Origin of the sequence: Robiginitalea marina, from assembly GCF_024006985.1 — a bacterium.
In the GTDB taxonomy this organism is placed as follows: domain Bacteria; phylum Bacteroidota; class Bacteroidia; order Flavobacteriales; family Flavobacteriaceae; genus Robiginitalea; species Robiginitalea marina.
The window spans coordinates 66,333-87,624 of the sequence record NZ_JAMXIB010000010.1 but is presented as its reverse complement, the minus strand read 5'-3'; the positions used below and the strand labels follow the sequence as shown (position 1 = coordinate 87,624).

Annotated in this window: 19 protein-coding genes; 11 read left to right on the top strand and 8 right to left on the bottom strand. The window is 56.9% G+C overall.

All coding sequences use genetic code 11. The features are described from left to right. The first annotated feature begins 59 nt into the window (after window positions 1-59). Entirely contained in the window at window positions 60-1,115 is a 1,056-nt protein-coding gene (locus NG653_RS12095; RefSeq protein ID WP_252741972.1) for a PCMD domain-containing protein, read from the top strand. 90 nt (window positions 1,116-1,205) lie between these two features. Here the strand turns inward: NG653_RS12095 and NG653_RS12090 are convergent, their stop codons facing one another. The 3 genes from NG653_RS12090 to NG653_RS12080 all read right to left on the bottom strand — a co-directional run bounded on the left by NG653_RS12090 (window position 1,206) and on the right by NG653_RS12080 (window position 2,577). Continuing rightward, a complete protein-coding gene (locus NG653_RS12090; RefSeq protein WP_252741971.1) occupies window positions 1,206-1,646 on the bottom strand; it encodes a hypothetical protein in 441 nt (146 codons plus the stop codon). Between the two features lie 153 nt (window positions 1,647-1,799). After that, entirely contained in the window at window positions 1,800-2,294 is a 495-nt protein-coding gene (locus NG653_RS12085; RefSeq protein ID WP_252741970.1) for an SDR family oxidoreductase, read from the bottom strand. Next, window positions 2,269-2,577: an SDR family NAD(P)-dependent oxidoreductase gene (locus NG653_RS12080; protein WP_252741969.1), complete on the bottom strand. Its 309-nt coding sequence runs from the start codon at window positions 2,575-2,577 to the stop codon at window positions 2,269-2,271. Before NG653_RS12080 ends, NG653_RS12085 begins: the two co-directional genes overlap by 26 nt. Window positions 2,578-2,760: 183 nt before the next feature. Here NG653_RS12080 and NG653_RS12075 point away from each other — a divergent pair, with 183 nt between their 5' ends. The 3 genes from NG653_RS12075 to NG653_RS12065 all read left to right on the top strand — a co-directional run bounded on the left by NG653_RS12075 (window position 2,761) and on the right by NG653_RS12065 (window position 5,667). Beyond that, window positions 2,761-3,138, top strand: a complete 378-nt coding sequence (locus NG653_RS12075; RefSeq protein WP_252741968.1) for a hypothetical protein — start codon at window positions 2,761-2,763, stop codon at window positions 3,136-3,138. Window positions 3,139-3,342: 204 nt separating this feature from the next. Continuing rightward, window positions 3,343-4,830, top strand: a complete 1,488-nt coding sequence (locus NG653_RS12070; RefSeq protein ID WP_252741967.1) for an amidohydrolase family protein — start codon at window positions 3,343-3,345, stop codon at window positions 4,828-4,830. A gap of 135 nt (window positions 4,831-4,965) precedes the next feature. Continuing rightward, window positions 4,966-5,667: a class I SAM-dependent methyltransferase gene (locus tag NG653_RS12065; protein ID WP_252741966.1), complete on the top strand. Its 702-nt coding sequence runs from the start codon at window positions 4,966-4,968 to the stop codon at window positions 5,665-5,667. 84 nt (window positions 5,668-5,751) lie between these two features. On the opposite strand, the gene NG653_RS12060 is transcribed toward NG653_RS12065, so the two are convergent. Further along, the gene (locus NG653_RS12060) at window positions 5,752-6,099 is read right to left on the bottom strand and encodes a hypothetical protein (RefSeq protein ID WP_252741965.1); all 348 of its coding nucleotides are present in this window, start codon (window positions 6,097-6,099) and stop codon (window positions 5,752-5,754) included. A gap of 308 nt (window positions 6,100-6,407) precedes the next feature. Between NG653_RS12060 and NG653_RS12055 the strand changes: the two genes are divergently transcribed. The 5 genes from NG653_RS12055 (at window position 6,408) to NG653_RS12035 (ending at window position 10,864) form a co-directional block, all read left to right on the top strand. Continuing rightward, window positions 6,408-6,803 (top strand): PAS domain-containing protein, encoded by a 396-nt coding sequence (locus tag NG653_RS12055; RefSeq protein ID WP_252741964.1) that lies wholly within the window; start codon window positions 6,408-6,410, stop codon window positions 6,801-6,803. Further along, a complete protein-coding gene (locus NG653_RS12050; protein ID WP_252741963.1) occupies window positions 6,800-7,639 on the top strand; it encodes an MBL fold metallo-hydrolase in 840 nt (279 codons plus the stop codon). The genes NG653_RS12055 and NG653_RS12050 overlap by 4 nt, the downstream gene beginning before the upstream one ends. 99 nt (window positions 7,640-7,738) lie before the next feature. Next, complete coding sequence (locus NG653_RS12045) at window positions 7,739-8,026, top strand: hypothetical protein (RefSeq protein WP_252741962.1); 288 nt, start codon at window positions 7,739-7,741, stop codon at window positions 8,024-8,026. A 31-nt stretch (window positions 8,027-8,057) separates the two neighbouring features. Next, entirely contained in the window at window positions 8,058-8,435 is a 378-nt protein-coding gene (locus NG653_RS12040) for a hypothetical protein (protein WP_252741961.1), read from the top strand. A 50-nt stretch (window positions 8,436-8,485) separates the two neighbouring features. Continuing rightward, window positions 8,486-10,864: a penicillin acylase family protein gene (locus NG653_RS12035; RefSeq protein WP_252741960.1), complete on the top strand. Its 2,379-nt coding sequence runs from the start codon at window positions 8,486-8,488 to the stop codon at window positions 10,862-10,864. 15 nt (window positions 10,865-10,879) lie between these two features. Here NG653_RS12035 and NG653_RS12030 read toward each other — a convergent pair whose 3' ends face one another. Beyond that, window positions 10,880-11,455 carry a Crp/Fnr family transcriptional regulator gene (locus NG653_RS12030; protein WP_252741959.1) on the bottom strand — a complete coding sequence of 192 codons (576 nt, stop codon included), beginning with the start codon at window positions 11,453-11,455 and terminating at the stop codon, window positions 10,880-10,882. A 119-nt stretch (window positions 11,456-11,574) separates the two neighbouring features. Between NG653_RS12030 and NG653_RS12025 the strand changes: the two genes are divergently transcribed. Both NG653_RS12025 and NG653_RS12020 read left to right on the top strand, forming a co-directional pair. Continuing rightward, window positions 11,575-13,902, top strand: a complete 2,328-nt coding sequence (locus NG653_RS12025) for a glycoside hydrolase family 3 protein (protein ID WP_252741958.1) — start codon at window positions 11,575-11,577, stop codon at window positions 13,900-13,902. Window positions 13,903-13,920: 18 nt separating this feature from the next. Then, window positions 13,921-15,090 (top strand): esterase, encoded by a 1,170-nt coding sequence (locus tag NG653_RS12020; protein ID WP_252741957.1) that lies wholly within the window; start codon window positions 13,921-13,923, stop codon window positions 15,088-15,090. 31 nt (window positions 15,091-15,121) lie between these two features. Here NG653_RS12020 and NG653_RS12015 read toward each other — a convergent pair whose 3' ends face one another. The 3 genes from NG653_RS12015 to NG653_RS12005 form a co-directional block, all read right to left on the bottom strand. Next, entirely contained in the window at window positions 15,122-16,285 is a 1,164-nt protein-coding gene (locus NG653_RS12015) for an efflux RND transporter periplasmic adaptor subunit (protein ID WP_252741956.1), read from the bottom strand. 11 nt (window positions 16,286-16,296) lie between these two features. Next, complete coding sequence (locus NG653_RS12010) at window positions 16,297-20,628, bottom strand: CusA/CzcA family heavy metal efflux RND transporter (RefSeq protein ID WP_252741955.1); 4,332 nt, start codon at window positions 20,626-20,628, stop codon at window positions 16,297-16,299. Window positions 20,629-20,711: 83 nt separating this feature from the next. Beyond that, window positions 20,712-21,113, bottom strand: a complete 402-nt coding sequence (locus NG653_RS12005) for a hypothetical protein (protein ID WP_252741954.1) — start codon at window positions 21,111-21,113, stop codon at window positions 20,712-20,714. Between the last annotated feature and the right edge of the window lie 179 nt (window positions 21,114-21,292).

Sequence of the window (21,292 nt, the reverse complement as noted above, 5' to 3'; positions counted from 1 at the left end):
GCAAACGGTTTATGAACAGGATTAGGATAAACGGACACTCTTAAAATCTGATGAATCCCATGAAAAAAGTGCTGAAGTCGATACTGCTGTCTTTGGCCCTGGTTGCGTTAGGGTGTATTAAAGAGGATAAATTCGGGCTTTCCGATTTCAAGGAAATCGAAGCCTTTGAAATTCCGGGGCAGGCCTCTGTGACGACCATCCGGCCGGCAGAACGGAAGATTGAGATCCCATTTGATGAAGGCGCTGATGTTTCTGCCCTGACCCCTTCCCGGATCGAGATCTCCAATTTGGCTGCCATTTCCCCTGGCGTAGGGGAACCCCAGGATTTCAGCGAACCCGTGATCTATACCGTTACCGCAGAGGATGGCTCTGAGGCGCAATGGGAAGTTTCGGCCGTGGTGGCCGAGGCACAGCCCCAACTCCCCAACAGCGCTTTTGACCTATGGTACACGGTTGGCGGGTATCAGCAACCCGGGGAAAATGCGGAAAATACCATTTGGGATACCGCCAACCCCGGCCTGGCCCTCGTGGGGGGCGCCAATACCACCCCTGAAGACCTGGGGGGCGGCGATTTCGCGGCCAGAATGGTCAGCGTGAGGGCCCCGCTCCTGGTGCGCATGGCGGCGGCTACCCTGTACACAGGGTCCTTTACCGACGGTTTCCCCAACCCTACAGACCCCCGGTCCAATATAGACTTTGGTACCCCATTTACCGCGCGTCCCGCGGGCTTCCGCGTGGAATACCGATACCTGCCGGGGACGGAATACCTCGATGGGGACGGGAACCCCCTTCCCGGGGGGGATCAGGCCGACCTGTATGTGCTTTTGGAGCAGCGGGATGGAGACCAGATAGCCCGGGTGGGCACGGGTTGGCTTCGCAGCGGGGACATAGTAGCGGAATGGACCACCCTGGAGGTACCCATAAAATATGGCCCCCTATCTGCATCAGACCCCGAATTTGAATACGCCAATATCCGGCCCGGGGAAACCTGGGCGGAGGCCGGGGCCCGCCCTACCCATATTACCGTGGTCTTTTCTTCCAGCGCCCTGGGCGATTTCTTCACCGGGGCCATCGGCAGCGAACTATGGGTCAACAATTTTGAATTGGTGTACTGATCCCATTTCCCCTTGAGGCACAAAAGGCCCTGGTCCCAAAAGGACCAGGGCCTTTTGCAGATCCATCAACACAAGAGGGGAAGGTCGCCCCTAGGAACTGGTTTCCGAGTAGGGCTTCAGGGTGAGGTAATTGACCACCCCTGCCACTACACTGGCGATCAGGCCCACCAGGAGGGTGCCGGTCAGGGCGCTCACCTCAATGCTGCCCATTTTATACTGCCACATCACCGAAAGGCCTGTAGCCACCCCGAAGGTGAAAAACCCGTGTTTGAGGATCAGCCAAAGAAAGCTTGTGATTTTCGGCCGCATTTCCTTTTTGATGGAAAAATAGGCGACAAAGGTCAGTATCATGGCCAGCGTTACGGACAGGTGGACCGCACTGCCGAGCACCGTGAATTCCTGGTTGGTGATGGAATCCACTGAAATAGGGACCGTTTCGTGCTTTTTAAAGGAGAACCACTGGATCCCCCCGTTGATGGAGCCGTTGATGACACCGTTGATAATCGCACCTTGCAATAGTGTTGTTTTCATAGGGTTTGGGTTTTGGCCGGGCTCCCCGGCAGGGACAATCCTGTTTGCGTCCGGGGCATACCCCCGGGAAATCCTGCAACCGGGATTCCGCGTTTAATGTAAAGATGTTTAAGGGGTAGTCGCTGTGAAGCGCACCATTTGGTCGCACGTTTTTTAATCCAGGGTTTGTACCCCTCCCCCGTTCACAAAGAGCACCTGTCCGCTGACCCACTCGGAAATCGGGGCGGCAAAATACAGGATGGCCCCGGCGATGTCCTGCACCTCGCCCAGCCTTTTGATCGGCGTGCCTGAAAGCATTTTTGATTCGATTTCAGGGGTAAGGACACTGGCAAGGGCTGCCGTTTTGGTAGCCCCGGGACCCACGCAGTTCACCCGGATCCCCATGGGCCCGTAGTCATGGGCCAGGTTGGCGGACATATGGCTGAGCGCTGCCTTGGAGCTCGCATAGGCACTCATGTTCGGGCTTTTGTTGATGGAACTCATGGAGGTGATATTCACAATTGAGCCATAGCCGCTTTTTTTCATTTCTGCGGCACAGAGCTGGCTCAGGCGCCAGGCACTGAAGAGGTTCAACTCAAATACCCACTTGAACCGTTCCACATCGATTTGGAAGGGGTTTTCCCTACCGCCACCCCACGCCACCGGCATTATTCACAAGGATTTCGATGCTACCAAAGGCATCGAGGGCGGCGTTGACCACGTTTTGAAGGTCTTCATCCTTCATAACGTTGCAGGAGACCGCAATGGCCTTGCCCCCGCGGGTTTTGATCTCCGAAGCCACCTGTTCGGCGTCTTCGAGTTTCAGGTCTGATACCACAACATTGGCGCCGAAGGCCGCCAGGGTTTCGCAAGCCCCTCTGCCGATACCGTTCCCCCCACCAGTCACGATGGCGGTTTTGTTTTTCAGGTCAAAAAATGAATGGGTTTCCATAATGAAGGAGTCTTATTGGTTTCTTAAAAATATGAAGTATCAAAATTAAAAAAATAGTTTTTTGTGTTAATTTGCGATCAAACCTCTATGGTTAAACAAACACTCCAAACGATTCCTTTTGCCAAAGACGTGGATTCCATATCTTTAATTGACTCAGGCCATGGCATAAACAACTATGACATAATGAAACGGTTCTTCCTCCTCTTTGCGGTACTCGTCTCATTCCCCGGGTTTTCCCAGGAACTCAACGCCGAAGCAAAGGTTTTAAAAAATGCCGCCGATAAGGATATGGCCGCGTTTTACACCTGTATTGAAAACCGGGCCTTCATGAAATACGGACACCAGGATGATGCCCGGCAGGTCGAATACATCAACGATCAGGCGGTGGCGCTCTTTCAATACTTTGAACTTCGCGATTCGCTCATCCACGACCCGGCCGCGGCCGCCATGATGCTGCGGGTGGCCTGGAAGTGGGGTGCCCGGGAAGGCGGTATTTGCGAGGTGGAATGGGTTTCTGCCCTTGCCGAAATCCGGGCAAATTTGTCGGTAACCAGGGAGTGAGGCGGCCGCGGAACCGGTTTGCGGGAACCTGGGCCACCAGGCCTCCCCGGCCATGCACCGGGGAATGTCCGTCTACTGTTCCGTTACGCGGAACCTGTTTCCGGTAAAAGTAACCCGGCTAAATACTATCTTTATGGGCATAACGGGCCTGATACCCACTGGACCTACGCCTACAGCCTTAATAGCCGCCAAAAATTGACCCCGATGGAAAAAAATCGTCTTCTGCGCCTTATTGTATTTACCCTTGTGTTTTGCCAGGCGGCCTCAGGCCAGCAGCACGTGGAATATGACCTTGTGTTGGCCGGGGGCAGGGTCATGGACCCGGAGACCCGGTTGGATGCCATTCGAAATGTGGGCATTATAGGCAACCGGATTGCCCAGGTATCGTCTGAACCCCTGAAAGGGAAGGAAATCGTGGATGTTTCAGGCCTGGTTGTCGCCCCGGGTTTCATTGACCTGCATATCCACGGCCGGGACAACCTGGAGCAACAGTATCAATTGCACGACGGGGTTACCACGGCCCTTGAGCTCGAATGGGGGATAGAAAACCTCAAAGCCTGGTATGCCTCACGGGAATCCAGGGCGCTCATCAATTACGGGGCCAGTGTGTGTTGGCCCTATGAGCGGTTTAAGTCCCTTTCGAAATACCGGGAGGAGGTAGATGCGATCAACCGGGCCAGCCTCCGCGGGGAATCTTCCATAACGCTGATGACCAACACCATCCTCCCGGCAGCAGGCGAGCCCATTACCGGGGAGGAGATGCGCCAGACCCTGGCCAACATCAGGGCTTCCCTGGAAGAAGGGGGAATCGGAATCGGGGTGCCCATCGGGTATTTGCCTGAATCGAACCCCAGCGAGTTGTTCCGGGTATACCAATTGGCCGGGGAACTCCAGGCGCCAATTTTTACACATACCCGGTATCCGAATATCCTTGCGATACAGGAAGCCCTGGCCAATGCGGTGCTTACCGGGGCACCCCTGCACCTGGTGCACATCAACAGCATGGCCCTGGGGAATATACAGGTAAGCCTCGATATGGTTGCTGCCGCACAGCAGAAAGGCCTGGACATCACCACGGAGGTGTATCCGTATACAGCCGCTTCCACCGGGCTGCAAAGCGCCATGTTCGATGCCGGATGGCAGGAGCGCCTGGGGATCGGTTATGGGGACCTGCAATGGGTGGCTACCGGGGAGCGACTCACGCAACAGACCTTTGACACCTACAGGAAGGAGGGCGGAATTGTTATTATCCATATGATGAAGCCGGAATGGATCCGTACCGGTATTGCCGCACCGGGAGTGATGATCGCCTCCGATGGGATGCCTTATGCAAAGCTGGCGCACCCGCGTACTGCCGGAACCTTCGCAAGGGTACTGGGGAAATACGTCAGGGAAGAAAATGTGATTGACCTGATGGGGGCCCTTGAAAAGATGACCTTGCTGCCAGCCATAAGGCTGGAAGGCATTGCCCCCATGATGCGGTTTAAAGGAAGGATACAGGCAGGCGCAGATGCCGACATTACCATTTTCAATCCCGGGACCATCCGCGACAAAGCGACCTTTGAAGGAGGGCTTGCATTTTCCGAAGGGGTGGAATATGTTCTGGTCAATGGCACCTTTGTGCTGAAAAATGGGCGGGAAGTTTCGGGCACCTACCCGGGGCAACCGGTTTATGGCCGTTACAAGCAGTAGCCGCAGGAAGTACGCCCGGGTTGTTCGGGATGCTTAAAAAGTGGTAGTTTTAGGAAACCAAAAAACCCCTGCCCCCCGGATAAAGGGAACAGGCACCTATGACTCCAGTCCATATCACGTGTTAATGATGCTACAATGACAAGAACAGCTTTTAAATCCCATATTATCTCGGCCCTGTTGGGGTTGTTGTGCCCCATCGCCCTTATTGCACAGGAACACCGGGGGCACCACGGGAAGAAAGGGCAGGATTCGGCCCAAACCGCCAATGAGTATATGCACCGGTCTTCTACCGGGGAGTTGGTGACGCGTTTCGACTCGCCTGAGCGGGATGCCTACCAGCATCCGGAAAAGGTGCTGGCCTGGTTGGGGGACCTCAAGGGCAAAACCATTGTCGACATCGGGGCCGGTTCAGGGTACTTTGCTTTCCGGTTTGCCAGGGAAGGGGCCAGGGTTATTGCGGCAGACGTGGACGATGGGTTTCAGGAGGTCATCCGCAAACGGATTGAGCAGGAGGGGTTGCCCAATATCGAAACCCGCAAGGTGCCCTACGACGATCCCGGCCTGGCTTCAGGAGAGGCGGACAAGGTGGTGCTGGTGAATGTATACCACCACATCGAAAACCGGGAGGCCTATTTTGCCAAAGTCCTGAAAGGCACCAAACCCGGGGGCGAACTGGTCATTATAGATTTCTTTAAGGTCCCGGTACCGGTGGGCCCGCCCGTGGACCACAAGATCGCCATGGACCAGGTTATTGCAGAGTTGAAGGAAGCCGGATACCGCTCTTTTTCCATAGACGTCAACCTTTTGCCGTACCAGTACCTGATCAGGGCAAGGTGAGCCAGCCCCGGCCTTATTCCTGCATCGAACGCAAAAAAAGCCCCGGATTTCCGGGGCTTTTAAATTTTTGGCAGGGGGCTGTAATCAGAAATCGGCGTCGTATTCGCCTTCCCCCACGGGTTCTTTCCCGGTGCGGATATACCCCAGGTTCAGCGCCATGGAATACCTGAAGTAAATAGGTTTTTCGTTCCTTAAAATGTCGATAACGTGCGCATACATCGACATGGGGTACCGCAGGTATACCAGCTTGGATTTGGCATCGTAATGGTTCGGCGGATGGGCCTTTCCATCGGGGTAAAAATTTACCTGCAAGATAAAATCATCGTCGTGGTAGCATTTGATCATGGCCGGGGGGTAAACGCGTTTGCTTTCGTCGTTTCCGGCCTGGAAGTGGATCCAGTATTGGGTGATTTCACTGTCGATGTACTTCATCGTGGATGTGGTTTTAGTGGTTACGGGGCCTTAAGGTAACCAAAAATCCGGAATTATGGGGCCAAACAGCCGGGGACTTTAGCCCTTAAGCGTGAAAAAATTTCTTTTGCGGGATATGCCGTTCCCTCCAGGGGCTTTTACGCCCCTTCTTGCGCTGTCAGGCCCATGCCGGGGTTCCGGGCCAGGCTGGAGAATACGGTATCCCTAGACCCTTTCGCAGGAAAATTCCAAATAAGACGGCCCTAAGCATCACCCAATGGCAATATTTAATATCTTTAAAAGGACGCTTGTAGAAATCCCGTAGCCCCATGTCCGTCCATGCCCTTGAAATTATCCTGAGCCGGCAACTGGCCGATTCCCTGTCTGTACCTGTGTTTATCGTAGACCCGGAGGGGAATCTGCTATTTTATAATCCGGCAGCCGAGAAAGTCCTTGGCCGGAAATTTGAAGATACCGGGCCCATGCCTGTGGGGGACTGGGGGACGTCCTTTTACCCCCGGGACGAGGAAGGGAACCTCCTTCCCCCCGAAGCCCTCCCGTTGGTAGAGACCCTGAGCCGGAAGCAACCGGCCCATAAGACCTTCTGGATCGATAGCTTAACAGGCAAGTCCACCAAAATTTCGGTAACCGCAATCCCGATCATCGGGCGGTCCCACGAATTTTCAGGGGCCATGGCCATTTTCTGGGACACGGAAGCACCATGATGAAGGTCAGGCTGCACGGCACACGGGGGTCCTATCCCTCGTCCTCCCCAGAAACCCAGGGTTACGGGGGCAACACCCCCTGCGTGGAAATCAGCCATGGCCCCGACAGGATTATCCTCGATGCCGGCACCGGTATCCTGGGGGTTGATTTTGACACCGATTACCCGGCGGCCCGGGTCGACATCTTCCTGACCCACCTGCACATGGACCACGTCCAGGGGCTGGCTTTTTGCAAGCCTTTGTTTACCCCGGGTCGGGAGGTGCACCTCTGGGGGCCCGAGGACGGCGCCGAACCCCTGCAAGCGCGCCTGAACCGCTTTCTGTCGCCTCCCCTTTTCCCGATCCCCCTTAGGGACATCCCTGCCAGGCTCCAGATTCACGAATTGTCAGGTGCGTCGGAGCTCGTTCTGGGGCCCTTCAGGGTTACGGCCGATTATATCAGCCACCCGGGACCTACCCTGGGTTTCCGGGTCGAATGCGGCTCCGGGGTATTGGCTTACCTTCCCGACCATGAGCCGGTCATCGGCAGGTCCCATCTGTATCCGGAAGACGAATGGGTCTCCGGGATCCACCTGGCGCGGAACGCAGACCTCCTGATCCACGATTCCCAGTACAGCAAAAAAGAATATCGCCACAAGGCCGGCTGGGGGCACAGTTCCCTAAACCTTGCCGCGGAGTTTTGCCATCGCGCCCGGGCCCGGCGCCTGGTCCTTTTTCACCACGACCCGGCCCATTCCGATGCCGAGATTACCCGGATGTTCAAAAAATTCCTGAGCAAGACGGCTTATGATTTTCCCATGGAACTGGCCCGGCAGGGGCAGGAATATACGCTCTAGCCAACCGCCGCCCGGGGTTTTTCCAGGGGGGACGAAAATGGCCCATCCTGGGATGGCAGCCCTCTTTTTTACTAGTTTTGAATCTTTAAATCCAAACGGATGAAATCGGGGAACCTCTTGCTGACCATTTTTTGCTGGCTCTGTGGCTTGGTGTTTTCCGCCATTGGGGTGGTAAACCTCTTCTGGGGAAACGACCCAGGGTTCGGGGCTTTTATCATCCTGCTTTCGCTGGTTTTTTACCCCCCATTGAGCACATGGTTTACTAAACGGACCAGGTTTGGCCTACCCTGGTGGCTGAAAGGGGTGGTGGGGCTTTTTATCCTCTGGTCCAGCCTGGGGGTGGGGGAGTTATTCGATAAAATAGACCTGATGCTGAAGTCTTTTTGAAAGAACCGGGGGCAAACCAATTTTCACAACCATGAAATACCTGCTGTTTTTCTGCTGCTTCCTCTCCCTTGTTTGCTGCGGGGACGATAATGGATCCCCGGCCTGTCCCGACCCAAAATTTCTGGGTCGGCTGGCCGTGCAGGGCATTTGCCTGAACTATGTGATCGAGGTGGTCGAAGGCGATATTGACCCTGAGCTCGTGGAGGCGGAATGGACCCACGAATTCACCGGGGAAACCTATACCCGGGTATTCAGGCTTGGGAACCCCTGCGATTTCCCGGAAAGCCTGAAGGAAGGGGATACCTTTGAATTCGTCCTGATCCCTGAACCCCAGGACCCGTTCTGTGCTGTCTGCGAGGCCTACAGCCCCACCCCGGAAAAATCCCTCAACATCAGGGTCTGCCGGTAGTCGGGCGCCCATTGCCCTCAAATCCCTATCTTTAGGAAAAACACATTCCCATGAGGTATTTCCTGCTTGCCTGTACCCTGCTCGTCCTGGCCTCCTGCAAAACGTCCCCTGGGGAAGCCCTCGAACTGCCGGGATTGGAAGCCCCGGTGGAGGTTTTCCGCGACCCGTGGGGGATCAATCACATTTATGCCGCCAATGAACACGACCTGTTCTATGCCCAGGGTTACCTCGCGGCCAGGGACCGGCTGTTCCAGTTTGAAATCTGGAGGCGCCAGGCTACGGGTACGGTGGCGGAAATCCTTGGGGAGCGCGAATTGCAGCGCGATATCGGGACCCGGCTGTTCCGCTTCCGGGGCGACCCGGAGGTAGAGTTCAACCACTACCACGACAACGGGTCGGCCATCATAAGGGCCTTTACCGATGGGGTAAACGCCTATATCGACGCGGCGCGCCAGAACCCCGACAGCCTTCCCGTGGAATTTCGCGTCCTGGGCATCCTCCCCGAAAAATGGACCCCGGAGGTGGTTATTTCCAGGCATCAGGGGCTGTTGGGGAATATCGAAGAAGAACTGGCCATCGGCCGGGCCGTGGCACACCTCGGGCCCGAAAAGGTGAACAAATTGCTGTGGTTCCATCCGAAGCAGCCCGACCTGACCCTGCACCCCGGCATCGATTCCGCTTCCCTGTCCATGGACATCCTGGGGTTGTATGAAGCCTACCGCAAACCGGTGGTCTTCGAGCCGGAGGACGTGCTGCCGGCCTACCGGAATTCCCGGGCCGGACAGGCCCTGTTGCAACAGCGGGAATTCCCGGCCGACAGCCTGGGGATCGGCAGCAACAACTGGGTGGTTGGCCCGGGCCTTATGGCCAGTGGCAAACCCTTTATGGCCAATGACCCCCACCGGAGCATTACCGTCCCGTCGCTGCGGTATATGGCCCACCTGGTGGCCCCGGGCTGGGATGTAGTCGGGGGCGGGGAACCCGAAATCCCCGGCATCTCCATCGGCCATAACGGGTATGGCGCCTGGGGGCTTACGGTTTTTGAGACCGACGGGGAAGACCTGTATGTGTATAACACGCATCCCTCGGACCCTAACCAGTATATGTATCAGGGCGCCTGGCTGGAGATGGAAACCATACGGGAACGCATTGCGGTAAAGGGCCGGCCCGATACGGTAGTGACCCTCAAGTATACCCGCCACGGCCCTGTAGTGTATCAGGATGCCGGCCGGAACAAGGCCTACGCGGTCCGCTGTGCCTGGCTGGAACCCGGCGGGTCGCCCTATCTGGCTTCCCTGAGGATGGACCAGGCCCGGTCGTGGGAGGAATTCCGCGAGGCCTGCGCGTACAGCCATATCCCTGGCGAAAATATGGTTTGGGCCGATGCGGACGGCAACATCGGATGGCAGGCCGTCGGGATTGCCCCAATCCGGAAGAATTTTTCCGGCCTGGTCCCGGTTCCCGGGGATGGCCGTTTTGAATGGGACGGATACCTGCCCATTAAAGACAAACCCCATGCAGTAAACCCGGCGGAAGGTTTTATCGCCACGGCGAACCAGAATGTGACCCCGGGGGATTATACCCATTGGGACGCCATAGGGTACACCTGGGCCGATAGTTTCCGGGGGGAACGCATCGAAGAGGTCCTTTCCGGGGCGCGCGCACATACCCTGGAAGGGATGGAGGCGCTGCAGGTAGATTACCTGTCCCTCCCGGCCAGGATACTGGTGCCTTACCTGGAGCAGATGGCGTTTTCCGGCCTGGCTTCCCGGGCGCAGGATTTGTTCCGGGATTGGGATTTCCGTCTGGAGGCGGGCTCACAGGCCGCCGCCGTTTATGTGGCCTGGGAAAATGCCATTAAAAAGGAGGCCTTTCAGAGATTCGTACCGCGGGAGGTACACGGGGACCTTTACGGATTGCAATTGGAACGCATCCTGCAATGGGTGGAGGCCCCGCAGGAGGTGTTCGGGGATGCTGACGGTCGTAATGCCTTTTTGAAAGACACCTTCCTGCAGGGCGTGGAATTCCTCTCCAGCCGCCTTGGGGAAGACCCCGACCAATGGCAGTACGGGCAGGACGCCCTGAAACACATCGAACTAAGGCACGCCCTTAGCGCGGCTGTTTCCGATTCGCTTCGCCCCTCGCTGGACCTGCCTTCGATCCCCAGGGGCGGCAATGGCTACACCCCGGGGGCAACCGGGAACAATTTCAACCAGTCGAGCGGGGCCACGTTCCGGATCCTGGTGCCAGTGGGCGATTGGGACCGGGCCCGCGCCATTAACAGCCCCGGACAGTCCGGGGACCCGCAGAGCCCGTATTACAGGAACCTGTATGAGCTTTGGGGGAAAGACGGCTATTTTCCCCTGCAGTATTCCCGCGATTCCATTGAAAAGCACGCCGATTCCCGCCTCCTGCTGCGCCCGCGCTAATGGGTAAGGCAGGGCCTAGAGCTTTCCGGCCCTTACACGGCTCACCGTTTCCGGGGTCAGCAGGAGGTACGAGGCAATATGGTTGATGCTGGCCCTTTTGGACGCCTCCGGATATTCCCTGAGGAACCGCTCATATCGATCCCTGGCCGACTCGAACTTCCAGGAATCCGCTTTTTGCTGGGACTGGATCAGCGATCCCTCCAACATCCGCACCAATACCCTGAATATGCCCGGGTGTTCTTGTGCCAGGCTTTTGAAGGGCCCATAAGGGACAAGCCCGAAAATACCATCTTCCAATACTTCGACCATGAGTTGGGTGGGCGCCCCGAGAAAAAGGCTTTCAATACACCAAATGGCCTGCCCTTCCACCGCAAAATGTTCGGTAACCTCCTTTCCGTTTTTCAGGTAGTACTGCCTGAGCATTCCCGATTCTACCAAAATGAAATGCCTGCTGGTTTCCCCTTTATGCAGGAGGTGTTCTTTTTTCAGGAAACTTTTGCGCTCGATCAGGCCCGAAAATACCCGGAGTTCCTCCTCCTTTATGGGTATATCGGGGCCTATGAAGTTTCTGGCAAGGTCATATTCAGCCACAGTCAACCGGCGTTTTCAGGTAAAGATAGGGATTCCCCAAATTTCGGATTTTCTGATCCAGATCAAGGCTTTTAAGCCCTGAAGCCACTATTTTTAAGAGTTTAAAATTTTAACTCATCATGTCTGCGCTTAAAACCTGCCTTCCCGTTCTTACCCTGCTGATAGCTTCCTGCACCCCTGAAAAGCAATGGACCGAAAAAGCCGTTGGGGACTCGGTCCGGATCATAGACCTTCCGGAAGGCCCCACCCTTGGTTATTCCATGGGTTCCGGCGTTCAAATCCTTGAGCGAGATCGCCTGCCGTTCAAGGACCTGAACAAAAATGGCAGCCTTGATCCATACGAGGATTGGCGCCGACCTGCAGGCGAGAGGGCAAGGGACCTTGCCTCCAGGCTATCGCAGGAGGAAATCGCAGGACTGATGCTATATAGCCGCCACCAGGCCATTCCTGCCGATACTGCAGGATACCGGGCAGGCACCTATGGTGGGAAGCCATTCCACGAAGCCGATACGGTGCCCTATGCCCTTACGGACCAGCAGCGCGCCTTCCTTGAGGAGGACCATTTGCGGCATGTGTTGATCACGTCGGTGGAAAGCCCGGAAGTTGCGGTCCGTTGGAACAATGCCATGCAGGCCCTGGTGGAGGGCATGGGCCATGGCATACCCGCGAACAACAGTTCCGACCCCAGGAACGGGGCGCGCAGCGATGCAGAATACAACGCCGGCTCCGGGGGGGCCATATCGCTCTGGCCCGAAGAAATAGGCCTGGCCGCTACTTTCGACCCCGAAATCACCTTCCGATTCGGGGCCATTGCCTCCCAGGAATACCGGGCCCTGGGGATTACCACTGCACTTTCCCCCCAGGTTGACCTGGCCACGGACCCGCGGTGGAACCGGTTTTACGGCACTTTTGGGGGCGACCCACGCCTGGCTACAGACATGGCCAGGGCCTATGTGGACGGGTTCCAGGGGAGTGGTACGGCCCTGGATTGGGGCCCGCAGAGCGTAAACGCCATGGTAAAGCACTGGCCGGGGGGCGGTTCCGGGGAAGGGGGGCGGGACGCCCATTTTGCCTACGGGAAGTTTGCCGTGTACCCGGGTGGAAATTTCCAGGAGCACCTGAAACCCTTTGTTGACGGGGCGTTCCGGCTAGAAGGTAAAACCGGGGCCGCCTCAGCGGTGATGCCTTATTACACCATCTCCCTCGGTCAGGACACCCTTTACGGGGAGGACGTCGGTAACGGGTTCAGCAAATACATGGTTACGGACCTGCTACGCAATACCTATGGCTACCAGGGGGTAGTATGTACCGACTGGCTGATTACGGGCGATGAGGGTCCCCGGCCCGATGTTTTCGCCGGGAAGCCCTGGGGGGTGGAAACCCTCAGTGTGGCCGAACGCCATTACAAGGCCCTGGAAGCGGGAGCGGACCAGTTTGGCGGGAACAATGATGCAGGGCCTGTGCTGGAGGCCTTCCGAATGCTGGCCGACGCCTATGGGGATGAAGCCATGCGCTCGCGTATCGAGGCCTCTGCGATACGCCTGCTGACCAATATCTTCCAGGTGGGCCTGTTTGAAAACCCCTATCTGGACCCGGAGGCCTCCCGGGCCATTGTTGGCCAACCCGACTTTATGGAAGCCGGGTTCCAGGCCCAGCTGAAGTCCATTGTGATGCTCAAAAACGGAAACGGGGTGCTGCCCATCGCCGGGGGCAAAACCGCGTACATTCCCAAACGAACCATACCCGCAGGGGTGAACTTTTTCGGGCAGCCCACGCCCGAACGGGAGGAATTCCCCGTGGAGCGCTCCCTGGTGGAAAAGCACTACCGTGTAACCGACCAGCCCGGGGAAGCCGATTTTGCCATCGTCTTTATCAAAAGCCCGGTGAGCAATGGTTACAGCCGGGCTGACCGGGAAGCCGGGGGGAATGGCTATATCCCCATCAGCCTGCAGCTTCCGGACTATACGGCCACAACTTCAAGGGAGCGAAGCCTTGGGGCGGGGGATCCGGTAACCGACCCTGAAGTTGCCGACCGCTCTTACCGGGGTAAAACAAGCCGTTCCAGTAGCTATCCTGACCTGCGTACCCTTCAGGAGACCCGAAAGGCTATGGGCGATAAACCGGTAATCCTGGTGGTGACGGCCACCAATCCCATGGTTTTTTCCGATATTGAACACGGGGTTGACGCCATTTTGCTCGATTTCGGGGTACAGGTAGGGGCTTTGATGGAGATCGTTTCAGGGGCCTCCGAGCCTTCGGGCCTTTTGCCCATGCAGATGCCTGCCGATATGGCCACGGTGGAACAACAGCTGGAAGACGTGCCCCACGACATGGTACCATATGTGGACACCGACGGGAACCCCTATGATTTTGCCTTTGGCCTGAACTGGAAAGGCGTCATTAAGGATGAACGGGTGGCCAAATACGGAAGGACCCCAACCAAATAATTTTAAACACAAAGCATCATGAGAAAACCTTGTAAACTCCTTTTCGGTTTCTTTTTTCTCGGCCTAACTGCGGTCCTGGCCCAGGAAAGCCTGCAGGACCAGCCCCTGGTTTCCCCTGAAGTTCGCGAAGACGGTCGGGTGACCTTTCGCCTGAAGGCCCCTGAGGCCGCTTCGGTCCGGGTGATCGGCAACTGGATGCCCAGGGAAGGGTTTGGCCGGGCATCAGAGGCCATGGAGCGGGGCACAGATGGCCTCTGGACCCTAACCAACCCGGTTTTGCCTTCTGAGTTATACTGGTACAACCTGATTATAGACGGGGTAACCACTACCGATCCATCCAATGTGCACCTGATCCGGGATGTGGCCTCCACCTTTAATATTTTTATTGTCCCCGGGGGCAAAGGCGACCGTTACAGCGTGCAAAGCGTGCCCCACGGCACCGTGAGCAAGCGGTGGTATGATTCCCCTGGCCTGGGGAAGGCGCGACGGGTCACCATCTACACCCCTCCCGGCTATGAAACCTCCACGGAGGACTATCCGGTCTTATACCTCCTCCATGGGGCCGGTGGCGATGAGGAGGCCTGGTCCGACCTGGGTCGGGCCACCCAGATTCTCGATAACCTCATTGCTTCCGGAGAGGCCCAACCCATGATTGTGGTGATGCCCAATGGCAATGCCGCCCAGGAAGCGGCCCCTGGGAAGTCCAGCGAAGGGCTGAAACAACCTACTTTTATGATGCCCCGTACTATGGATGGCGACTATGAGGCCTCTTTTCGGGATGTGATTGATTTTGTGGAAGCGAATTACCGGGTAAAGGCCGACAAAGAAAACCGCGCCATTGCCGGCCTTTCCATGGGGGGGTTCCACAGCCTGCACATTTCCCGCTACTATCCGGACACCTTTGACTATGTAGGGCTGTTTTCCCCGGTGATCATGCCGCGGGGGAATCCTTCGGCCCCGGTGTATGAGGCATTGGATGAAACCCTTGCCACCCAGAAAAACAATGGGTACAAGCTCTACTGGATCGGGATCGGGAAAGATGACTTCCTCTTTGATGAAGTGACCGCCTTCCGCACTCGCCTCGACCGCCTGCAGATGCCCTACACCTACCTGGAAACCGAGGGGGGCCACGAATGGCCCCTTTGGAGGGATTACCTGACGGTTTTCGCGCCGCGTCTGTTCAAATAAGGCAGCAGGAAGCGCAACCCGTGAAGCCCGGTTATTCCGCCCCGGCTACCAGGAATGCCCCTTTGACCAACACCCGGTCATCCTCGCGGAGGTTCCCGGGGGCAGTCAGGGCAGTAAACCCATCCATCGTGGCCCCCGCCTCTACGGGCTCCCTTCGAAAGGCATACCCATCCCCCCCGCTTTCCGTGGCGACCAGCACATAGGATCCGCTTTCACCGGAAAGAATGGCTTCTTCGGGCAGGGCCGGGGATTCGGGAGGTTCCCCAGTCGTGTTTCCATCGGGTCCGGCCAGGATTTCAGCCTGCACGAACATGCCCACCAGGAAGGCTTCGGGTTCTTCGTCCGACAGGTGGCCATGAACCTTCACGGTTCGGTCGTCCTGAATAGTGCTGCCGATCAGGTAAACACTTCCCTGATACACCTTGTTGGAAACTTCGGGCAGGGTAAACCGGATTGGCTGTCCTATGCGGATCCCGGCGATATCTTTTTCAAACACGCTGAGCTCCAGGTGGAGGTGATCCTGATTGACGATTTCCATAATTTCTGCGGCAGGCGAAACATATGCCCCTTTTCGGATGTCGACCCGGGTAACCTTTCCGTCGATCGGTGCCCGGAAGGCAATTTCGGATCGAAGCCGCCCGGCTTCCACCTCCCCGGGGGGAATCCCCAGCATTTTCAGTTGCTCTTCCAGGCTTCCCTTCCGCGCCAGGATGGTCAGGTAGTCACTTTGCGCCTTAAGGAACAGTTTTTCGGAGCTGATTTTTTCTTCCAGCAGCGTCTGCTGTCGTTCGAATTCCGATTTCAGGTAGGGAAGCTGTTCCCGCGCTTCCAGGTAACTCTGCTGCAAGGTCAGGAATTCGGGGTTTTCCAGGGTAACCACCACCTGTCCTTTCCGGACCCGGTCCCCTACCAGCAGCGTGGTGTTTTTAATGTACCCGCCATAGACCGCACTCACCACCACCCGGTTTTCCGGGGGTACATCGAGCATGCCGCTGACGCGGATCACCCTGGGGAAGGGTTTTGAAATGAGGCTCCCGAGGGCCATGCCATTGGCTTCGAACTGTGCCCGGCTAACCTGCAGGAGTTCTTCCTGCCCGGCGTCATCAGATGCTTCGGGGACGTTGGCCCCCTCCCTGCAGGAAAACGGCAGGGCCGACAGGGCCAGGAGAATAAGGATTTTATGGCTGGATTTCATCTTCACGCATTTTAATAGGTTAGGTAATTGAGCTGCAAAACGATTTCATTGTAGCGTTCCAGCTGCCTGAGGTATTCAAGGGTAATGTCGTATCCGTTTTCCAGGCTCAGGATGTACTGGAAGAAATCGATCTCCCCGTTTTTGAAGCTCCCTTCGGCCGTGTGGAGGATGGCCCCGGAAAGGGACAACCCTTCCTCTTCGTAATACCGGAGGGCTTTTTCCTGTTGCAGCTTCTCGGCTTGCAACTGCTCAAGCCTGGTTTTAAGGAGCATTTCGTATTCCACCCGCTCCTGGGTGAAGGCCTCCGCGGTAAGGCGTGCCGACCGGATGCGTGAGGCCTGTCCGTTAAACAATAGCGGGATCCTCAGGCCTACCTGATAGCCGATCAGCGGGGTTTCTGTGAGGCCGTTGTCGCCCTGGAAGTATTCCAGGCTCAGGCCGGGCAGCAAGGCCTGTTGTTCCAGGCGAAACTGTTTTTCAAGGGCCTGCTCCCGGGTCTGGTAGCTTTGTACTTCGGGCAGGGAGGCCAGCATGGGAGTGGCAACCAGCATCCGTTCGGGAGGAGGCGTAGCCAGCACAAGGGTACTGTCGGACTGCGCGAGGGCCTCGATTTGCTGCTGCAACACCCGGGTCCGGGTCCGGGCCGCCTCTAGCCTGAGTTGCACCTGCCGTGATTTGGACAGGGCAGTGACCTTCTCCAGGTAGTTCGTGGCCCCCAGGTCGAAGCGCCGCCCTGCCGCCTGGGCAAACCGGGTATACAGGCTGTCGAGCTTTTGGTAGATCCTGACTTCCTCCGAAGCGGTGAGGTACTGGTTGTACGCGCTGCTTACCGCTTTAAACAGGGCTTTGCGGCGGATCTCATAACGGCTGCGTTCCCCTTCGGCCAGAAGGGATTGTACCCGGCTGCGCGTGGCATACAGGGTGGGAAAGTCGAATTCCTGCCGCACCCCCAGCACGTTAAGCGATCGGTCGGCAATCTGGTTGGCCTCGTCGTGGTTGTAAAAGAGTTCGGTGGTGCCGAAGTCAAAAGCGGTTCCGCGCCTGGCGCGGGCAGCTTCCCATTGCTTTTCTGCGGCTTGCACCCCCGCATTCTGCTTTCCTGCCAGTATCAGCAGGCCGTCGAGGTCCAGCGGGGCCTCCTGGGCGTGGCCTGCCAGGGGAAGTAATAGCAGCAAGAGCCCGGCCCCGGATTTCAGGATACTGCCACCCGTTGCGGCCTTGCCTTTACCCTCCCTGCTGAACAATGCATACAGCACGGGGAGGACAACGAGCGTCAGCAGGGTGGAGGTGACCAGCCCCCCGATAACCACGGTAGCCAGGGGGCGCTGGACTTCAGCCCCTGCACTTCCCGAAACGGCCATGGGGAGGAACCCCAGGGCAGCGGCCGAGGCCGTAAGCAAAACGGCGCGCATCCGGTCCTGCCCCCCTTTGATGATCAGGTCTTCCATAGAGTGGTAAGGTTTTTTTTTGAGGTCCTTGAAGTGTTCGATCAGTACAATCCCGTTGAGCACTGCGATCCCGAAGAGGGCGATGAAGCCCACCCCGGCCGAAATGCTAAAGGGCATCTCGCGCAACCAGAGCAGGAATACCCCTCCCACGGCCGACAGGGGGATGGCCGAAAAGATGATCAGGGTATCCCGGATGGAATCGAATGCGAAATACAGCATCAGAAAAATAAGCAGGAGGGAGAGGGGCACGGCTATTTGCAGGCGCGCTTTGGCGGATTGCAGGTTTTCGAACTGCCCCCCGTAGGTTATGGTGTACCCGGGGGGTAGGGTGACCTGCTGTTCGATCAGGTGGCTCAGGTCGTCCACCACCGATTGCAGGTCCCTGTCGCGCACGTTGATCCCCACCACGATCCGCCTGCGGGTATTGTCGCGGGAAATCTTGGCGGCCCCCTTCTGGTACGATACCGCTGCCACTTCGCTCAGGGGTACCCTCCCTCCCCCAGGGAGGTCGATAAAGAGGTTGCTGAGGTCCTGCAATTCCCTTCGGTGTTCCGGGTCGAGCCGTACGACGAGGTCGAACCGTTTTTCCCCTTCAAAGACATTGCCCACCACCTGGCCGCCGAAGGCCATGGAGACCAGGGCATTGACTTCTGAAATATTCAGGCCGTAGCGGGAGATTTTTTCCCGGTTGTAAGCCACCTGCATCTGGGGGAGTCCTTCCACTTTTTCCACGATAATGTCGGCCGCTCCCTGCACTTTTTCGGCCAGCGCACGGATTTCTTCCCCTTTGGCAGCCAGCACGCTAAGGTCTTCGCCAAAGATTTTCACCGCAATGTCTGCGCGAACCCCTGTAATCAGTTCGTTGAACCGCATTTCGATGGGCTGGGTAAACTCCACCTCCATGCCGGGGATTACGGAGAGGGCTTCCTTGAAGCGGTTTGCCAGTTCGTCCTTGCTATCGGCCGATACCCACTGGCTTTTGGGCTTCAGGGTAATGATCACATCGCTTTCTTCCATGCTCATGGGGTCCGTGGGAACTTCGGCCGCCCCGATACGGGTGACGACCTGGTCGACTTCGGGGAACTTTTCCATCAGTATTTGCTCGATCTGCGTGGTGGTGGCTATGGTCCGGCTCAGGCTGGTCCCGGTTTTGAGAACCGGTTGGATCACGAAGTCCCCTTCATCGAGGGTGGGGATGAATTCCCCCCCCATGCGGGAGAACAAACCCACGGCTACCAGGAGTAGTGCCCCCGCAGCGCCCAGCACCCATCCCTTATGTGAAAGGGCCCAGGTAATGGTCGGGCGGTACAGGGCATTAAGCCTGGCGATGATGCGGAAGGCGATGTTTTTCTCCGGATTTCGTGCGGGTTTGATGAACCAGGACGACATGACCGGCACGTAGGTAAAACATAGGACCATGGCCCCGATCAGGGCAAAACTGAAGGCCAGGGCCATGGGCTTAAACATTTTCCCCTCCACGCCGCTCAGGGAGAGGATCGGGATGAAGACGATCAGGATGATCAGCTGCCCGAATACGGCGGAGCTCATAAGCCTTGAAGCCCCCTTCAGGGTCACTTCGTCTTTGAGTTTTTGTGCAGCGACGGGGGACAGCCCCACCAGGTCGTCCCTGCGCCTGTTGATCTGGAAGGCGATGAACTCCACGATGATGACGGCCCCGTCGATAATAATCCCGAAGTCTATGGCCCCAAGGCTCATCAGGTTCGCATCCACCCCGGCCAGGTACATCAAAGTCAGGGCAAAGAGGAGGCTTAATGGGATTACCGAGGCCACCACCATGCCCGAGCGGAAATTCCCCAACAGCAAAACCACCACAAAAATTACGATCAAACACCCCAGGATCAGGTTTTCTGTAATGGTCATAGTCGTCTTTTCGATCAGGTCGCTGCGGTCGAGGAAGGCGTTTATCTGAATCCCCTCGGGCAGGGTTTCTGAGATTTCCTCCACGCGCTTTTTCACTGCCTCGATCACTTCCTTGGAATTGGCTCCCTTGAGCATCATCACCTGCCCCAGTACTTTTTCGCCTTCACCATTCCCGGTAATAGCGCCGAAGCGGGTGGCGCTCCCGTAGCCTACCCGTCCCACATCGCGCACGTACACGGGGAGGCCGCCATTGGTTTTCACCACGGTGTTTTCAATATCCTCAAGGCTGCCTACCAGCCCTTCCCCCCTGATGAAGTAGGCCTGGTCCGCCTTTTCGATGTATCCGCCCCCGGCCACGCTGTTGCTTTTTTCCACGGCCTCCAGCAACTGCCCCACCGTAATGTCCATGGCGCGGAGTTTCCCGGTGTTGATGGCTACCTCGTATTGTTTCAGGTAGCCCCCCCAGGTATTGACCTCCACCACCCCGGGGATGCCGGAGAGCTGGCGTTTTACAATCCAGTCCTGAATGGTCCTCAGGTCCATGGCATCGTACCGTCCTTTGTATTCAGGTTCCACGTCGAGCACGTACTGGTAGATCTCCCCAAGCCCGGTACTTATGGGCCCCATTTTGGGGGTCCCGAAACCTTCAGGGATAATTTCCACTGCAGCCTGAATCTTTTCGGCGATAAGCTGCCGCGGCAGGTAAGTGCCCAGGCGGTCCTCAAAAACAATGGTCACCACCGAAAGGCCGAACTTCGATACGGAACGAATTTCCCTGACGCCAGGCAGGTTGGCCATTTCGAGTTCCACGGGATAGGTGATGAATCGCTCCATATCCTGGGTGGACAGGTTGCGCGAAGTGGTGATTACCTGTACCTGGTTGTTGGTCACATCGGGAACCGCCCCGATGGGGATGTTGACCAGGGAGTATACCCCGGCCCCTGCGACAAGCAGGGTAAAGAGCAACACCACAAATTTGTTTCTCAGGCTGAACTGGATAATAGATGACAGCATAATTCTTTTAAATGATGGGTGGGTGGCGGCCCCCGGGCCTCAGGCCCTGGAATCCTTCCAAAATAGTCAGGCGCGGGAAAAAATTATGCGCTACGCGGGGGCTGGAAGACCCCGCCGATAAATATGGAAGAAAGCCTCAGGGGGGAGTGTGCCAGCGGGGATTCCTTGTCCGGGGTCTGCTCCGGGGTGTTCCACTCAAATCGCTCCCCGGGCAGGAAGCAGGTTTGGGGAAAGGCGTGCAGGGAGAGTTGTTGGAAAGGCAGCTGTTCGTGCTGTTGCCGTTCCTCCTGGTGGTTGCGCTCGTGGGCTTCCTTCAGGTCCCCGTAATGCTTGTTTAGGAAGGTCAGGAAGGAATCGCCGAATTGTTCCTTATGGTAGCGGGCGTGTTCAAGGAGTTCATCCAGTTGGGCCAGGTCGCCGGGGCCCATGGGCAGGCTCTGCAACAGCAGGAAGGCGGAAAGCAGAATAGCGGCCAGGCGGGTCATGTGTTAAAAATACAATTTTTGTCCGAATGAAATCAGGCCTGGATCTCAGATGTTGGCCAGGTTGGATAAAATTACGCATTGCCCCCGGATATCGTTATGACGGAGATCATAATTTGAGATCCGCTTCCATTCAGGTATACTGTCCGGATTGGCGTTTTATTTTGTATTTTGAGAGGCAA

Coding starts and splice junctions, on each gene's coding strand:
- NG653_RS12060 (WP_252741965.1), bottom strand. CDS start 6,099: ATGAAGTACATCGACAGTGAAATCACCCAATACTGGATCCACTTCCAG.
- NG653_RS12070 (WP_252741967.1), top strand. CDS start 3,343: ATGGAAAAAAATCGTCTTCTGCGCCTTATTGTATTTACCCTTGTGTTT.
- NG653_RS12055 (WP_252741964.1), top strand. CDS start 6,408: ATGTCCGTCCATGCCCTTGAAATTATCCTGAGCCGGCAACTGGCCGAT.
- NG653_RS12075 (WP_252741968.1), top strand. CDS start 2,761: ATGAAACGGTTCTTCCTCCTCTTTGCGGTACTCGTCTCATTCCCCGGG.
- NG653_RS12025 (WP_252741958.1), top strand. CDS start 11,575: ATGTCTGCGCTTAAAACCTGCCTTCCCGTTCTTACCCTGCTGATAGCT.
- NG653_RS12090 (WP_252741971.1), bottom strand. CDS start 1,646: ATGAAAACAACACTATTGCAAGGTGCGATTATCAACGGTGTCATCAAC.
- NG653_RS12065 (WP_252741966.1), top strand. CDS start 4,966: ATGACAAGAACAGCTTTTAAATCCCATATTATCTCGGCCCTGTTGGGG.
- NG653_RS12050 (WP_252741963.1), top strand. CDS start 6,800: ATGATGAAGGTCAGGCTGCACGGCACACGGGGGTCCTATCCCTCGTCC.
- NG653_RS12035 (WP_252741960.1), top strand. CDS start 8,486: ATGAGGTATTTCCTGCTTGCCTGTACCCTGCTCGTCCTGGCCTCCTGC.
- NG653_RS12015 (WP_252741956.1), bottom strand. CDS start 16,285: ATGAAATCCAGCCATAAAATCCTTATTCTCCTGGCCCTGTCGGCCCTG.
- NG653_RS12080 (WP_252741969.1), bottom strand. CDS start 2,577: ATGGAAACCCATTCATTTTTTGACCTGAAAAACAAAACCGCCATCGTG.
- NG653_RS12085 (WP_252741970.1), bottom strand. CDS start 2,294: ATGCCGGTGGCGTGGGGTGGCGGTAGGGAAAACCCCTTCCAAATCGAT.
- NG653_RS12005 (WP_252741954.1), bottom strand. CDS start 21,113: ATGACCCGCCTGGCCGCTATTCTGCTTTCCGCCTTCCTGCTGTTGCAG.
- NG653_RS12010 (WP_252741955.1), bottom strand. CDS start 20,628: ATGCTGTCATCTATTATCCAGTTCAGCCTGAGAAACAAATTTGTGGTG.
- NG653_RS12045 (WP_252741962.1), top strand. CDS start 7,739: ATGAAATCGGGGAACCTCTTGCTGACCATTTTTTGCTGGCTCTGTGGC.
- NG653_RS12095 (WP_252741972.1), top strand. CDS start 60: ATGAAAAAAGTGCTGAAGTCGATACTGCTGTCTTTGGCCCTGGTTGCG.
- NG653_RS12020 (WP_252741957.1), top strand. CDS start 13,921: ATGAGAAAACCTTGTAAACTCCTTTTCGGTTTCTTTTTTCTCGGCCTA.
- NG653_RS12040 (WP_252741961.1), top strand. CDS start 8,058: ATGAAATACCTGCTGTTTTTCTGCTGCTTCCTCTCCCTTGTTTGCTGC.